Source organism: Streptomyces sp. NPDC055506 (assembly GCF_053643595.1).
Genome location: NZ_JBSHKH010000066.1, coordinates 13,779 through 27,655 on the forward strand (window position 1 = coordinate 13,779; position 13,877 = coordinate 27,655).

A 13,877-nucleotide genomic window follows, 5' to 3' on the forward strand; every position below is an offset into this window, starting at 1 on the left:
CTCAGCGGACGCGGCAGCAGTGAGTGCGCGCGGCCAGCTCGGCGGCGGCGCGACTGTCGTAGTCAGTGGCGAAGCCGCACCGCGGAGCCGTGCAGGCGGCGGTGTGCTTCTCACGGCCCCGGCCGTCGAAGTAGGTGCCGACCTGGACGGGGCCGATGCGGACGACGCGGCGGAAACGGCGGTTGGCGGACATCAGGGCATCTCCTTGTCGGTCTCACCGGTGAAGTCGGTGACGTGGTCGGCCAGCCAGCGCAAGATCTCGTCGCCCTCGTAGCTGTCGGCGGCGAGGATCACCGGCTCGGCGATCAGCACGGCTTCGGTCAGACGGTTCTGTCGGGTCAGCTCGGCGGCGCGCTTCAGCGCGCGGAGCGTGGACGGGCGCAAGGGAGAGATTCCTCCGGCAGTTAGGTGAGTTGGGTGGTGATGGCTTCGGCGAGCGGCATGGGCACACCGAGCCGGGCGCGAAGGGTCGAGGTGTCGATGTCGGTCCCGGTCCGGGCGCGGTGTTCGTCGGCGACCTTGCGGGCGAGAGTGACGAGCGCGGGCGGTAGCGAGGGCGGAGGCGGCGGAGTCGACTTCGCTGCGGCGGACGGCAGTTCGGGCGCAGCCGAGGGCGGCTCGACGTCCGCGGCGGTCAGTTCCGGCGCCTGTGCCGTCGAAGACGGTTCCGGTGCCGTCGCCGGGCCCGTGCCGGGATTCGTTGCTCCGTGAGCGAGCAGCGTGCCGCCCAGGAAGGCGACCGCGGGCCAGCCGGCGACGAGGATGCGGAGCCAGGCCGGTACGTTCTCCAGGTCGAGCAGACCGGCGGTGGCGACGTTGGCGCCGAGGGACGCGGTCAGCGCGACGAGGAACCAGCACCACCCGGCGGTTTTCGCCTCACCGGAGCGCAGGCGCCGCCAGGCCGCCACCAACAGCAGGTCGACGGAGACCGGATAGGCCCACGCCTTCCAGCCGTCCTGTCCGGCGGCGAGTGCCAGGTCATGCAGGTGAGCGAAGGACAGCGCGGCGGCGATCAGGGCTTGAACGAGTACGGCGTCCACACGGACGGGCAGGGCGCGCACGGCCACTCCTTCCAGTTCCGGGCATGGGTGGGGTAGGGACTTGGCGCGGGACGGCCGCGCCGACCGTGGGAGCGGGTTGGTTACTCGGTGATCGGCTGAGGAGTGGCCAGGGGGCCGGACCCCTTCACCGGCACGGGCGGGACGTGGGGCCGGAACGGCGCGAGCGCCGGAACGTCCGGGGCGAGGTGCGCCGTCTCGCGGCAGGTGGCCGCAGCGTCGGCGAGGGACAGGTACGGCGTGCGGATGCGGGACCAGCCGCCGGACGTGTCTCCGACGACCGCGAGGCCGGGCAACTCGGCCGCGATGGCGCAGGCGGCCATGACAGCCTCAGGGGCGATGTCCCCGAGCGCCATCTTCGCGGACGCCTCGTCGTTCACCCGGTGGCAGACACGGCCGGTGAGCTGAGCCCGGAGCATGGTCGCTCCCTTGCCCAGCTCGGCCCCGAAGCGCTGCCCGCAGACCTCCAGGTAGATGCCGGCCGCGCGGCCGAGCTGGGCGAGCCGGATGAGCTGGGTGACCATCTCGTCCCGTCGCTCCTCCTCCTTCCTCGTGGCGACGAGGAAGAGCTCTGCTACCTCGTCGACGAACAGCACGATGGGAGCCGGGCGTTCGTCCTCCGGCAGGCCCCAGACGTCCGAGGTGATCAGCTCATCCGGGGTGCCGGGCGCGGTGCCCTGCCGCGCTTTGATCAGGTCGTATCGGTCCTCCATTTCCTTGACGAGCACGGGCAGCAGCTCGGCCGCCTGCTCCGGGTCGGTCGCCAGCGCCGAAAGCCGGGGAGCGAACGGCGCCAGCTCCACCCCGCGCTTGCAGTCGATCCCGACCAGGACCACCGGCTGAGCGGCCAGCCCGGCCAGCAGGTTCCGCAGGAACATGGACTTGCCGGACAGCGTGGCCCCGAGCACGAGTTCGTGAGGTACGGCCCGGTAGTCCCGTACGAAGGCGGTTGCGTCCTCACGCAGAGCCACCGGCACGCGGAGCGGACCGACGTCGGCCCGGCGGGGCATCCGCACCTTCCGCAGGACGTCGAAGCCGACGAGCCGCAGTTCCACGACACCGGGCTTGACGTCCCGCACGTACACGGCGTGAACACCCCAGGCATGACGCAGCCGTTCGGCCGAGGCCGCCACGTCCGCCGGTTCCTGGCCCGGAGCCAGCCGCAGCCGAAGCCGCAGACCGGTCGAGGTGGGCCGGATCATGCCCCGGCGAGGAGGCACCGGCCGGACCTCACGGCGAGTCGTGGCCTTGACGGCCAGGGCCCGCCACCGGGGCGGCTCGACCGTCAGGCCGCACGCGTCCATGGTGGAGGTGTACGAGGCCAGCAGCCGAGCCACTGAGACAGGCAACCCGACCGTGGACCAGTACGCCGCCGGATGGGCATGCCGGGCGTAGGCCGCGCCGCCTATCGCAGCGAGCGACCCGCCCAGCTCGGCCCACGTCACCAGGTCGGTCACGACGATCAGCCCGCCTGCTCCATCGGGAAGGCTCCAGGAGCAACGGCGGTCGCCCGGTAGGCGATGCCGTGCCGCTGCTGCCCGTTGAAGACGCTCTCCCACGGCCGGGCGATGAGCCCCGGCAGCGAGACCGGAGCCCCGACGGTCAGGCCGTCCGTCACACCGCTCTCGGGGACGGTGACTTGAATCAGCGACGACTCGCCCTCGTCGATGTAGACGACGCCGACCGTCATCAGCGCCTCACCACTCAGGGCGTCCTTGGCGATCTCACCGGTCTGCCGGTCGCGCACCTTCGGCGCCGGCGCTTCGGTGAGCAGGATCGTGGCGGCCGAGGCGTCAATACGGATTACACGCACAGAGATTCCCCTTCTCGATCAACCAACTCGCCACCTGACAAGTTGACTTAGCAAGTTCGAAGCTACGGATGCCAGGTTGACTTGTCAAGTGACATCGCGGTGGTCAGCGAGCGGCCTTGGAGCCCCCAGCGCACCATGGAGTCAGCAGCAAGGGAGGGCGTGACATGAGCAAGAAGAACCGCGCTCCAGAACCACAGTCATGGGGCCCTCGCACTCCACAAGGGGCAGCACCGCCGCCGGACACCTGGCCGGAACCGCCCCAAGGCTCACCCTCAACTCAGCCTCCAGGGCAGGGCAGTGCGGCACCCCCGCCGAGGAAGCGGCACCGTGTCTTCCTGTGGGTCTTCCTCGCAGTGCAGCTCTTGTTCCTGGCCTGGGTCATAGTGGGCGCCACTGGCGCCAGCGGCACGCCCGAAGAATGCCGCGGCCTGACGGGAGACGACCTAGACCTGTGCAACGACGCGAACGACGTCGGCACCACGATCGGGGTTGGCTTGGTGATCGGGCTTTGGGTGGCCGCGGACTTCATCCTGGCCCTTACATACGTGATCTACCGGCTTGCCAGCCGCCAACCTCGGAGCTGAGGCCCGTTCACCCGTCAGCCGAGGCGGTAAGTGTCTTCAAGTTCCTGTCGGTCAGCAGGAAGCAGCACGTCAGAAACCTGCAACGCCTGCCCTGACGCGTCGCACGCGATGACTAGGACGCTCAGCACGGGTACGCCGTCCGGCAGGCCCAAGAGGCCGGCTTCACCTGCCTCAGGGAGCCGAGCTGAAACCCGTTCCGTGACATGGTCGAACCGGATCTTCTTCCTCGCCTCCAGGTGCTCGCGCACACTGCCAGTGAGGACTTCCGCGCTCGCCAGCTCAGTGCCCTCCACCAAGCCGGCGGGGAAGTACGACGAGACCAGCTCAACCGCTTCGCCTTCCTCCTGGACGAGGAAGCGACGCATGAGAACTTTGGCCTTCTTTGGCAAGCCGAGCGCTGAGGCGACTCGCGCCGGGACAACGACTTCAGCGACTTCCATGAGACGTCCCGAGGTCTGGGACTCGTCGCGCTGCAGAGCCTCTCGCCCCCGCCTGTCCTTCTGCTCGACCACTTCCGGCCGGTCCCGAACGATCGTGCCGTACCCCTGTCGGGACTCCAGCCAGCCATCACGCTTCAGCAGTTCCAGCGCCCGCACGACGGTGGGGCGGGACATCCCGAAGGACTGCACCAGCTGGTTCTCACTGGGCACCCGAGTGCCAGGCGGGTACGTGCCGTCCTCGATGCGACGCTGGATCGTCTGTGCGAGGCGCACGTACTTCGGTGGCTCCACTTCATAAGCCATGAACGCCGCCTGTCGGGATTGGCCAAGTCAACTGGTCAACCAGACTAGCGAATCTTCGATTGTCAATGTAGAAGCGGAGCGAACTCTTACCTTCCGGGCCAGGCATCGGCCACCACGAAGGAGACGACGGTTCCGCCGAAGCGGCTCGGTGCGGCGTGCCACGACTCGGCCAGCGAATCAACCAGGAGCAGTCCACGCCCGTGGGAGTCGTTGGCGTCGGGGTGCCTCAGCCGCACGTTCGCCGGAAAGCCGGGGTTGTGCACGTCGACCCGGAGCGAGGTCCCCTCACGGAACCACTCGACCCATACGAGCCAGGGTTCGTCCGACCGGCCGTAAGCGATGGCATTGGTCACCAGCTCCGAGATCATCAGCGCACAGTCGTCGACGGAGCAGGCCGGGTTGTACGGGGCGATGAATTTGCGGAACCAGCGCCGAGCTCGCGGCACAGACTCAGCGACAGGATGCAAGGTCATCGCACCGAGGCGCGGTGACTCCTCAGACGGGTAGCGGTCGATCGTGTAGGCCATGGGTGCTCACTTCCTGCCGCTGCCGTCGCAGTCGAGGCAGCGCCGCTTCGATGTGGCACGGGTGCGATCGGCGGCGGTGGCAAGCGCCAGGGTCGTTCGTGAGCCGACACGCTTCCAGCCGCGCCCCCGGCAACCCCGGCAAGGTAAGTGCGTGCCCTGATCCGGCCGCTGACTCGTCACACCGCGCCTCCTCCCAGTGAAGTGGCCTTAGCCACTTTCTGGATAGTGGCATTAGCCACTTGGCCGACGCAAGCGATTCGCTGCAACTGGCCCCCTCAGGTGAGGGGGTAGCCCTGCTCGAACGCCCAGCGATGCGGCGGGTAGGTGGCTTCAGCGAACTCCAACGGCCGGTCCTGGAGGTCGAAGACGACGTGGTGCACGATCAGCACGGCGGAGCCGGCAGCAAGTTGAAGGTCCTCGGCCTCTTCCTCAGTCGCCGCACGCGCACACATGCGATCTTCCGCGTAACTCCCCTGCCGTCCCGTCATGTTCTCGACGTACATCAGCGTCCCCTCTTGGATCCGCTCCGGCTCCAGAAGCTTCGGCGCACGCTGACCGACGTCCGGAGCGAACCACGAGGTGGAAAGCGTGATCGGCCCGTCCTGGTTGTTGGTCACCCGCCGACGGTGCACCGCCCGGCGATCCTTGACCAGGCCCAGCGCCTCAGCGACGTGATCCGGCGCCTCCAACCAACCGGCAGAAGTGATCACGGCGTACTCGCCAGGCGTGTAGATCTTCCCGGTCTGCCGAGCGCGCCCGTACAACTCACGTGCCCGCCGGTTGACTTCGAGGCTGCGCACGTACGTGCCCGACCCCTGACGCTTCTCGACGAGCCCTTGATGGCTCAGCGCCTCCAACGACCGCGCGGCCGTGGGCCGGGACACCTTCCAGTCCGCCGCCAACTGCCGTTCGGACGGCACCTCATCACCCGGTCGCAGGTCACCCCGAAGAATCTGATCACGGATGTAGTGCGCGATCTGGAGATACTTCGGCTGAGCCTCCTCGATCTGCGGCATCAGTCCTCCTCACCCAAGGCGAGCCCCAGGCGAGTAGTCGGGCACCCCGCTACCGAGCTGAGGCCTGCTTCTCGATAAAAGTGGCTATGGCCTCTAGCCACTATAGGGTGAGTGGTCAACCCCCTACCCCGTAGGCTGAGCCGCATGACGCGGTTGATCGTCGCAGCAGGAGGAGGGGGCGACGCAGTCGCCGCCGCAATGATTCACGCCGCCCTCTACGGCGACGAGGACCAGGCGGTGATCCTCACGTACGCGTGGGACCGCCTGTTGGTCGACCCGGTTCCGGGTCCCCGAGGGCCAGACAACTTCACCGGCCTCCAACCCCTCACACCAGCAGTCTGGGCAGTGCCGGCCGAGGCCCGCCCCATCGCTCCGGCGGGTTCGACTCTCCCCCGACTCGCGGCAGAGCTCCGGCACACGTTCGCGCTGATCGACGCACGCCACGGGGTCGAGGGTGTCACCCGCCAACTCGAAGAGCTGGTGGACCACTTGTCACCGGCCTCGATCGATCTCCTTGACGTAGGCGGCGACATCCTCGCCCAGGGCGATGAACCGACGCTGAAGAGCCCCCTCGCCGACGCCGTCACACTCGCCGCGTGCTGCCAGGTGAATGCACCCGTCCGCCTCCTGGTGACGGGCCCCGGCCTCGATGGCGAACTCCCTCTCGACGAACTGCGCGGCATGCTCGGTCCTCTAATCCACACCCTCACCGCAAAGGACGTCGAGCCGATCAGCTCGGTCCTGGAATGGCACCCGTCCGAGGCAACCGGGATGCTCGCAGCGACAGCCCGAGGCGTACGCGGCACCTGCGAAATGCGAGACGCCGGCCTCCCGGTGCCCCTCACCGACGAGGGACCGACAGTCTATGAGGTCGACCTGGACGAAGCGCTGACCCGCAACCAGTTCGCCCGCGCCATCCTGGCGACCGCCACCCTGGACGAGGTCGAGGCACACAGCCGCGAAATCTGCGGCTACTCGGAAATCGACTACGAGCGCAACAAGGCCGCATGGCTCAAGGACCAGCCACCGGTGCCGCTCGACCCAGAGGCCGTACTGTCTCAGCTCGACCAGTTCGAAGCCGAGGCACTCAGCCGCGGAGTCAGCCACACGACGTTCCGCCGCCTCACCGAGGCCCTGAACCTCAACGGCTCCTTGCGCGAGGACCTTCGCCAACTGCTCATCAACAGCCGTCCGCAGCAGTACGACGCTCCCTTGTGGCGCATCCCAGCCACTACTGAGTAACAACCTTCTTCACGGGTTCAAGGCGGCTCGCTCCGCTCACCGCGCGCGGCCCGGCCCCCGGCCGGGCCTGCGCTCCTGTCTCCGCCCCGCTCCAGCCCGGCCGGCGCCCGTGCCGTGCTGTCAGCAATCAGCCGCCTGATGCCAGAGAAGGGTTCGTCGCGGCTGGGGCGGTCGGCTCCCCGGCTTTACGGGGCCATGATCACTCGCGCCAAAGCAGCGCCACCCCAAAGCCGCTGCACCGACCGTCGAGCCTTCACCTCAGGTGTCACCCGACCATGACTTCGGTGCCCAACCCGACCTAGGGATTCGCTCCCCTTCGCAGTAGTCGCACCAAAACTGCCCGTCAAGGCTGCCGTGAACCGACGATCGACTTGGAACAGCCAGAGCACGCGGCCTGCCCGTCCGTACCCGAACTACCCCGCGAACCGTCGGAGCTATCGGCTACTTTCGTTGCGGCAAGAACGAAGGCGCGATGAATCGACTGGAAGCCCAAGGGTCGTGCTGACCGCAAACAACCATCAGATTAGTTGGCGTAAGGGCTCCCCCGACGCTAAACGGTGCTACAAAAAGCTCACTGTTGTTCAGACGCGCTGGGCACGTCGCTGCCGCTTCACAACGCCCGCGGGCCGCAATCACTCGCAAGATCCAAAGAGGTTGCGGGAGTGTGACCGCGCCAATCTTAGGATCTGGATGCTTTACAATCCCTGCTGCCCATGCCTTAGCGTCGTAAACACTCCACATTTTACTCTTGGTCAGGTTGCACCATCCGCAAGCTAGGTAGAGGTTATCCTCATCCGTCGCCCCACCCTCCGCGACCGGGATTTTATGGTCCAGCTCAATGCGAAGATGCCTCGCATTCAGCCCTCTAGGGCGAGTAAAGTCAACCAAAGTCAGCGGCATCAACTCCTGTCGCGTTCGACGAAGGAATAGGTCTCGTGCATGCTGCGTGAACTGGTACCCGCACAGATAACATCTTTGATCTGGGGCACCGTTAAACCACACCGCTTGCTTCAAGGCCGCGCTTATCCGCTCACGTCCTACCGCTCTGCGAGCTTCTATCTCACGCCACGCAAAATCTGCAAGTTGAGTAGCCGCCAGTTCAACTTCATCTTGGGGTGCGTGCTGAGCGAGCATTCGCAGCTGGGCGAAAATCTCTACATAAACGTGCCCAATATTACTTCCAGATTCTACATGCCTGGCCAGGTCAACCAAGCCCTCTAGGAACCAACGGCCGACTGTGATGGCATAGTCGGCTTTCAGGAGCCACTCATTTTTGCCCAGCATTCCCGAAGGGGCGCTTAGGCCCGCCACCTCTCGGAGTCCGCTTTCCGTCCATCGAGTAGGTAGCGTATCCGCGAGCACCTTATAGAATTTACTGATCCCGTGAGTGTCCATGTTGGGGCTACGGCTTGAATTTCTTGGGAAGTCCGCTTGCAGGTACTTTCCGATACTCCTGCCAGTTTTGAGCCCAAAGCCTTTTTACAGCCAATTGATCTTTCTTAACGTTCTCAAGCCTCCAATCTCGATTGAAATAGGAGGAGCTTACCCGACCACCCTTGAGCCAGTCATCGATGGTTCGCTCGAAGTCATCCAGATCTACTAGCGACTCCGACTGCGTGTAGAGAAAGTCGAAGTAGTCGGCAGCAAGGATGGTGAGTGAGACTTTATTGAATAGGTTACTTACAGCCGTACTTCCCCAACCATTGTAGGTGTCAACTTCGACAGGGTCACCAAAATGGTCTCGCACACGCGAGAAGAACCTAACGAAGATATCCCGCCAGGGGCCATCGGGGCGCGACCACTCCTCAAACCTCTCCTCATCTGTTCCTGGACTCACAAGGCCGCACTGCGGGAAATATTCCATTTTCCAGGCGCGCGCATAGTCGATCTTCTGATTAAAGGGGCGTCCACCCCGCAGCTCGCGAAAAATCGAAACAAGACCACGCAGTACAGTCCACTGCAGGAGATCGGGGCGATCGCCAGCCATTCCTGTCTGCACGAGACCCCGAAATGGACTGTCCTCTGAGCGGGTCAAATATGCTACGGATTGAGAATCCTCCAGTTTGATCCCTGCACGGCGAAGACGGTCCGCAACTGCAGATAGCTCGGTTCGGCTGAGGCTTGTCGAAACAATGGTCCCGAGTAGCGCCTTACCCATCGGGGTCGCCTTTTGGTTAACGACCACAAATTGAAACACATGCTCGCTCGGACTATCATCCATCAGCAACGAAACCGGAAGCCGGCGGGATTGACTTTCAATCACTTGTTCTGCGGCTAGGTCAGGCGAAGATCCACCTTTCACCGCATCGAGGATCTTCAATTTCCCGTCATTGTTCTTAATGCTTTGACGGGCAGACTCGACAGCTCCTCTTAGCCTGTGCTGCCCATCAACAAGAACGACAGGCTTCAAGTAGGCGAGAAGTGCCGACTTCGTGAAGCCCTGAATTTCCTCAGCGTCCTCGGCGCCTCGCTGCTCTAGTACACGGATGCGGGCGCGCAGCTCAGTATAGAAATCAACCAGGTGCGTTTCCTCTGCGAGCATGACAGAAGCTGTGGCTTCAGAATCCTCTATAGTCGACTCATCCGAGCTTAGACTTTCGTCGATATCTGAGTCTGAATCATCGACGTCGCGATCATCATCGTCGCTATCTGCTGATTCTGCTTCCAGCCTCTCCAAACGCATGATAGAAGCGACGCGCGCCTCGTCTACTACGTCATCCCCAAGACTACTAACGCGTGATTCAAGATGCGCCACGATCCGCTTTAGCATCGTCATCATCGACAACGATGAGTAGTCCTCGTAAGTAATGCTGAGCCGACCGAACGGCGAACCGGGTGAGGTCAGAGAGAAGTGAACTCTCTGACTATCCTGAAGGGCGCCGAGTAGCGGGTTTTGAACCACGTTATTTCTATCGGCGAAAAATTTCATCAATTCTACGATACGCCGAGGATCCTGCTGCCGCTGAAAACCTGCCGTCTCCTCATTTGCCAGCTTCCGGCGCTCTGGAACACCTGCCCACTGTTCAATTTCTATCGCGGAGGCCGAAAAAAGAACTAGAGGCTTACTCTCTGGAGTCTGATGGACAAGAAAAGCATCATATTCTTTGACGATCTCACTCATGCATCCTCGCAGGCTGGTGACCCTGGTAGCTGGGCAGTTGTTGCCACCACACCATACCCAACTCAGGGCGCTGCCGTGGCAATTGAGGTTATACGAACCGCTCGAAGGACCGACTCGCGGGTTTCACCCCCGAACGGAGGTATGAGACTTAGTGACGACCTGACGACCAGCAGTGGATCAAGCGGCCCGCGCCCCTGGCCTCCGTCTCTAGTGAGCCGGAGGCCAGGGTGTCTTCGTCGCTCCCTCAGTAGGCCACCCAGCCGCATGGAGCCGACTGGGGACGAGCGCCTTCACCACAGACGGTGCGAAGTCGTGTGTGAGGTCCGCGTGGCCCATTCGTGGAACGCCGGGAGACTACGCAGCGCCTGCGGGGCTTTGACCAGGTAAAATGCCTGCGACCCACGGGCCTCCGGAGCCACGTGCGATCGAAGCCGCCCCGCTGTGTCAGTCAGATCGACGTACTCAACACCTGGCCCGCGAGTGCAGGGGGTAGCGATGTACGGCCGAAGCGATGAGGCATGGGAGCAGTTGACCGATGCCGGCTTGACTCGGCTTCACTGGACGCGACCATCGGTCGGGACACGCCGTGATCGAGCTCCAGTAAACCGTCCCACGTGCCCCATAGGGCGCTGTGTCTTTCAGAGTTGTAGGCGGTAGCCAGCGCTCGCGAAGCAGATTGAGGAATCCCCCAGTCGCGGCGTCACGGGCCGGAACGATGTGTACCACGCGTACAATCCAGGAGACTCCGGCGCCTCCTCAACCTCAAGCATCTTGGCACCTAACCTTCGGGTCAGCGTCCGCCGTAACCGAGTCATCAGATGCTGTCATTTACGCCCCCCTCCCAAGGCTCCCTCCCCTATGCCGCAGCCGAGGAAGACTGCTCAAGACAAGAGTACGGCGTGAGGTGTGTGGCGTTGCTCCACACACCTCACGCCGAATAAGCCGGGCCCATGAGACGATCAGTCGATTTGGCCGAATCTTCCGCTCTGTCCGTGCTCGTTATCCGGATAGGAGAAGACATCCGGTACTGCACCGGCAGCGCTGCTGCGGTCTGCATTGGGCTCCTATACCGGCCCTACCAGTCTAGGTCTGCGGCTTGCATAAGTGCGGAGACGTCGTTCTGCCGCTCGTCAGGTGCGGTGAGAGCGTCCATGACTAGGGTGCTGATGATGGAGAGGTAGTCGTGTCCGCCGCTGGCGTTAATCTCGCCCTGGATGTAGTTAAGTCCGCCGTTTGCGTACTCCTCGAAGATTTCAACCCGGTCGGGCTGGCACTCGTCAGCGAGGATCTTCGGATCGTTGGGCTCCTCCGCCACGGCGATCATGTCGATGAGTACATCGCCGTATTGACGTCCTTCGATCAGCGCCAGGCGAATGGGCTCGCCAGCTTTGTCGAAGGACTCGCGCTTGCCCTTGTTGCGGCCTAGCACCGCCGCGAACATGAGGACATCCACCATGGCGTTGAACGGGCCATCTTTGCCGGCCAGGGCCGAGATAAGTTCCTCGTGGCCGGCTGGCCTGCGGAAACGGTCTTCGTATGCCATCAGAAGGCCACCTCTTCCAAGATGGTGTGCTCGAAATCGCCGTGCGTGACGTAGGCGACGGCCCGATTGTTGATCTCAATGGTCTCTTGCGCGGCGTCGGTGTTGGGGGTGACAGTGCGCAGCACGTACATACGGGTGGCTGCCCCTTGGAGGTTGTCCATCACTTTGCCGCTCGCCTGGGAGTTGGACAGCAGGGTGACGATCTGCGAGGTGAGCTTCGGCAGTGCCTGAGAGATTTCTTCTTGGTAGGTGAAGTCCAGGCTGCCGAAGGGGGCGTCCATGACGACCGGGTAGATGCCTCCCTCGCCGATGATGTCGTCGTTGTCTTTGGCCTTGCGCTGGTGGATCTGCTTGGCGATCTCCGAGACTGCGCCGACGAAGGACAGACCCAGAACCTGGTTCTCGCCTGTGCTGCGGATGGCGATGCCGGCGGGTGACTTCAGCAAAAGCTCAAAGGAGTCGGTCAGTTCAGGCTCGTAGGACTTGATGAAGATCCTCGAGAAGACCTCCTTGAGCTTCGCATCGAGCTGTTCACGGACCTCTTCGGTTTTAAGTTCCAGCGCTTCGCGGAAGGTGTCCAGCACCTCGTTGACGAGATTGACCTGCCGCTGGACCTTGCGGGATGCTTCGTCCGCTGCCTGCGCGGACCTGAAGAGCCTCTTCATCTTGTCGATCTCGGCTTCGAATTCGAGACGGCGCTCTTCCAGACGGCGGTGCTCTGCGAGTCCGTCGATGCGTTTTTCGTCGTACTCCTTGCGCCGGTGCTCGAGGCGCTGTACGTCTTCAATATTGACGCCCTGCAGCTGACGGTCGATTTCGCTCTTTTCTTCCTCCAGGCTCTTGATCTCATCCTGGCAGTTTTGGATCTCGAATGTGGCCTGCCGCAGGTCGTCGAGGAGCTTTTGGCGTGCCTCACCGAGGTGCTTCATCTGTCCACTGACATACATCCAGCGGGCTTCCACGTCGGCAAGACCAGCGTTGTAGCGGCGCTTGTCCAGCTCGTGATATGCCGCGCTCCCCTGGGGAACAGGGGTGCCGCACATACAGGTGCCTTCCTCGAGGAGGCCCTCGATGAAGTCACGCTGGATGCCGGCGGGCAGTTGACGGCGCTCGCGCATGGCTTCTGCCAGCCCGATCACCGTTTCGTCTATGTGCGACGTGAAGGCAAGAAATCCTCCCTTGGACAGGATCTCACGCTTGCGTGCGTACCGGTCCTGGAGCTGCCCGCCCATCTCGTTGATTTTCCATTCGAGCTTCTTACGAGCGTTTTGCAGAGGCTTGGACTCCGAGTGGCTACGCAGCGCTCGTTCCATCTCCCGGACTTCGCTCTCGTAGCTGCTTATGTCGCGGGAGACTTTCTGCGCACGGCGGGCGGCATCATCACGCTGCTGTTCGAGGCTTTCCTGTTGATCGCGCAGCTGCTGGAGGCGGCTGTCGCCACCCTTGTCGATCTCCTTCGCGAGGCGTCGTGCGGCTGCAGGAAGGTGCTCGGTGATCGCCCGCTCCATCGGTTCAAGATCCATCAGAGTCTTGATGGCACGTTTGACCTCGTCGTTGTTCTCCTCGCTGGTGAACATCTTCTCCATGCGCTCACCGTTGAAGAAGAAGAAGCGACGCAGGCCTTCGGGAAGGATCTTCTCGATGCGATCCTGGCCGTTGGCTACGGGCTTGCTCTCGCCGTTTTTGATCTCGTTGAGGGTGAGTTTGGCTGCGGAGGCTATCTGCTCATCAGTGTTCTTGACGGTGGCCACCTCACGCAGCGCGGTGAAGATCACCCCTGCGTGTTCGAATCTCAGCTCCACCGACGCGCTGACGGGTGTGCCGTGCGGGGTCTCGGCCCATTTGTGGTCATGGATGACGCGGTGCTGCTGCTCGACGTCGGCGGAGAACTTGCCGTACAACGCCCAGGCGAAGGCATTGAGGAGGGTGGTCTTGCCTGCACCGTTGTTGCCGAAGATCAGTACCGCCGGCTTGGAGTCATCGACGGCGAGGTCCAGCGTCTGACGGCCGTAGAACGCGCGAAAGTTGTCAAGGGTCAGCCTCAGGAGTTTCACTTGATCAGTCCCTTCACGGCCGCCACGATCTCGTTGACCACGGTGGTTGAACTTCTGATGTGCAAGTTCTCGCGCTCCAACTCGATGACACGCCTTGCGAGTTTGACGCCCTCGGGTGACAGCTGACTCAGTACGTCCTGCGCAGTTTTCTTCTCGCTCACGTCTACTCCGTTTGG

Annotated in this window: 16 protein-coding genes; 3 read left to right on the top strand and 13 right to left on the bottom strand. The window is 63.3% G+C overall.

The window, feature by feature from the left end:
* Position 1 precedes the first annotated feature (1 nt).
* The 5 genes from ACWIF2_RS23970 to ACWIF2_RS23990 all read right to left on the bottom strand — a co-directional run bounded on the left by ACWIF2_RS23970 (position 2) and on the right by ACWIF2_RS23990 (position 2,871).
* Positions 2-193 (bottom strand): mobile element transfer protein, encoded by a 192-nt coding sequence (locus ACWIF2_RS23970; protein WP_454362679.1) that lies wholly within the window; start codon positions 191-193, stop codon positions 2-4.
* On the bottom strand, positions 193-384 hold the full coding sequence (locus tag ACWIF2_RS23975) for an RING finger protein (protein WP_104783024.1): 192 nt from the start codon (positions 382-384) through the stop codon (positions 193-195). Before ACWIF2_RS23975 ends, ACWIF2_RS23970 begins: the two co-directional genes overlap by 1 nt.
* Before the next feature lie 20 nt (positions 385-404).
* Complete coding sequence (locus ACWIF2_RS23980) at positions 405-1,061, bottom strand: DUF2637 domain-containing protein (protein WP_454362680.1); 657 nt, start codon at positions 1,059-1,061, stop codon at positions 405-407.
* An 80-nt stretch (positions 1,062-1,141) separates the two neighbouring features.
* Positions 1,142-2,515, bottom strand: coding sequence for an FtsK/SpoIIIE domain-containing protein (locus tag ACWIF2_RS23985; RefSeq protein ID WP_454362681.1), 1,374 nt, complete (start codon positions 2,513-2,515; stop codon positions 1,142-1,144).
* A gap of 5 nt (positions 2,516-2,520) precedes the next feature.
* Positions 2,521-2,871 carry an SCO3933 family regulatory protein gene (locus ACWIF2_RS23990; protein WP_454362682.1) on the bottom strand — a complete coding sequence of 117 codons (351 nt, stop codon included), beginning with the start codon at positions 2,869-2,871 and terminating at the stop codon, positions 2,521-2,523.
* Between the two features lie 353 nt (positions 2,872-3,224).
* Between ACWIF2_RS23990 and ACWIF2_RS23995 the strand changes: the two genes are divergently transcribed.
* Positions 3,225-3,455, top strand: coding sequence for a hypothetical protein (locus ACWIF2_RS23995; protein ID WP_329327806.1), 231 nt, complete (start codon positions 3,225-3,227; stop codon positions 3,453-3,455).
* A gap of 14 nt (positions 3,456-3,469) precedes the next feature.
* On the opposite strand, the gene ACWIF2_RS24000 is transcribed toward ACWIF2_RS23995, so the two are convergent.
* The 3 genes from ACWIF2_RS24000 to ACWIF2_RS24010 form a co-directional block, all read right to left on the bottom strand.
* Positions 3,470-4,198, bottom strand: coding sequence for a GntR family transcriptional regulator (locus ACWIF2_RS24000; protein ID WP_454362683.1), 729 nt, complete (start codon positions 4,196-4,198; stop codon positions 3,470-3,472).
* Positions 4,199-4,284: 86 nt separating this feature from the next.
* Positions 4,285-4,725: an ATP-binding protein gene (locus tag ACWIF2_RS24005; RefSeq protein ID WP_454362684.1), complete on the bottom strand. Its 441-nt coding sequence runs from the start codon at positions 4,723-4,725 to the stop codon at positions 4,285-4,287.
* A gap of 275 nt (positions 4,726-5,000) precedes the next feature.
* Positions 5,001-5,741, bottom strand: a complete 741-nt coding sequence (locus ACWIF2_RS24010; RefSeq protein ID WP_454362685.1) for a GntR family transcriptional regulator — start codon at positions 5,739-5,741, stop codon at positions 5,001-5,003.
* 144 nt (positions 5,742-5,885) lie between these two features.
* On the opposite strand from ACWIF2_RS24010, the gene ACWIF2_RS24015 reads away from it, so the two are divergent.
* The gene (locus ACWIF2_RS24015; RefSeq protein ID WP_454362686.1) at positions 5,886-6,983 is read left to right on the top strand and encodes a DUF1152 domain-containing protein; all 1,098 of its coding nucleotides are present in this window, start codon (positions 5,886-5,888) and stop codon (positions 6,981-6,983) included.
* A 441-nt stretch (positions 6,984-7,424) separates the two neighbouring features.
* Here ACWIF2_RS24015 and ACWIF2_RS24020 read toward each other — a convergent pair whose 3' ends face one another.
* A complete protein-coding gene (locus ACWIF2_RS24020) occupies positions 7,425-7,883 on the bottom strand; it encodes an HNH endonuclease signature motif containing protein (protein WP_354710937.1) in 459 nt (152 codons plus the stop codon).
* Positions 7,884-7,922: 39 nt separating this feature from the next.
* Here ACWIF2_RS24020 and ACWIF2_RS24025 point away from each other — a divergent pair, with 39 nt between their 5' ends.
* Positions 7,923-8,204 carry a hypothetical protein gene (locus tag ACWIF2_RS24025; protein ID WP_319229909.1) on the top strand — a complete coding sequence of 94 codons (282 nt, stop codon included), beginning with the start codon at positions 7,923-7,925 and terminating at the stop codon, positions 8,202-8,204.
* Positions 8,205-8,385: 181 nt separating this feature from the next.
* Here ACWIF2_RS24025 and ACWIF2_RS24030 read toward each other — a convergent pair whose 3' ends face one another.
* The 4 genes from ACWIF2_RS24030 to ACWIF2_RS24045 form a co-directional block, all read right to left on the bottom strand.
* Positions 8,386-10,104, bottom strand: a complete 1,719-nt coding sequence (locus ACWIF2_RS24030; RefSeq protein ID WP_454362687.1) for a hypothetical protein — start codon at positions 10,102-10,104, stop codon at positions 8,386-8,388.
* A 1,075-nt stretch (positions 10,105-11,179) separates the two neighbouring features.
* Positions 11,180-11,647 (bottom strand): DNA phosphorothioation-associated protein 4, encoded by a 468-nt coding sequence (locus ACWIF2_RS24035; protein ID WP_454362688.1) that lies wholly within the window; start codon positions 11,645-11,647, stop codon positions 11,180-11,182.
* On the bottom strand, positions 11,647-13,701 hold the full coding sequence (locus tag ACWIF2_RS24040; protein ID WP_319229903.1) for an AAA family ATPase: 2,055 nt from the start codon (positions 13,699-13,701) through the stop codon (positions 11,647-11,649). The genes ACWIF2_RS24035 and ACWIF2_RS24040 overlap by 1 nt, the downstream gene beginning before the upstream one ends.
* Positions 13,698-13,862, bottom strand: a complete 165-nt coding sequence (locus ACWIF2_RS24045; RefSeq protein WP_010984359.1) for a hypothetical protein — start codon at positions 13,860-13,862, stop codon at positions 13,698-13,700. The genes ACWIF2_RS24040 and ACWIF2_RS24045 overlap by 4 nt, the downstream gene beginning before the upstream one ends.
* Between the last annotated feature and the right edge of the window lie 15 nt (positions 13,863-13,877).

Excerpts from the sequence above, each read along its gene's own strand:
- ACWIF2_RS24010 (WP_454362685.1), bottom strand. The coding sequence starts at position 5,741 with ATGCCGCAGATCGAGGAGGCTCAGCCGAAGTATCTCCAGATCGCGCAC.
- ACWIF2_RS24015 (WP_454362686.1), top strand. The coding sequence starts at position 5,886 with ATGACGCGGTTGATCGTCGCAGCAGGAGGAGGGGGCGACGCAGTCGCC.
- ACWIF2_RS24035 (WP_454362688.1), bottom strand. The coding sequence starts at position 11,647 with ATGGCATACGAAGACCGTTTCCGCAGGCCAGCCGGCCACGAGGAACTT.
- ACWIF2_RS24020 (WP_354710937.1), bottom strand. The coding sequence starts at position 7,883 with ATGCCGCTGACTTTGGTTGACTTTACTCGCCCTAGAGGGCTGAATGCG.
- ACWIF2_RS24025 (WP_319229909.1), top strand. The coding sequence starts at position 7,923 with ATGCTGCGTGAACTGGTACCCGCACAGATAACATCTTTGATCTGGGGC.
- ACWIF2_RS24000 (WP_454362683.1), bottom strand. The coding sequence starts at position 4,198 with ATGGCTTATGAAGTGGAGCCACCGAAGTACGTGCGCCTCGCACAGACG.
- ACWIF2_RS23970 (WP_454362679.1), bottom strand. The coding sequence starts at position 193 with ATGTCCGCCAACCGCCGTTTCCGCCGCGTCGTCCGCATCGGCCCCGTC.
- ACWIF2_RS24005 (WP_454362684.1), bottom strand. The coding sequence starts at position 4,725 with ATGGCCTACACGATCGACCGCTACCCGTCTGAGGAGTCACCGCGCCTC.
- ACWIF2_RS24030 (WP_454362687.1), bottom strand. The coding sequence starts at position 10,104 with ATGAGTGAGATCGTCAAAGAATATGATGCTTTTCTTGTCCATCAGACT.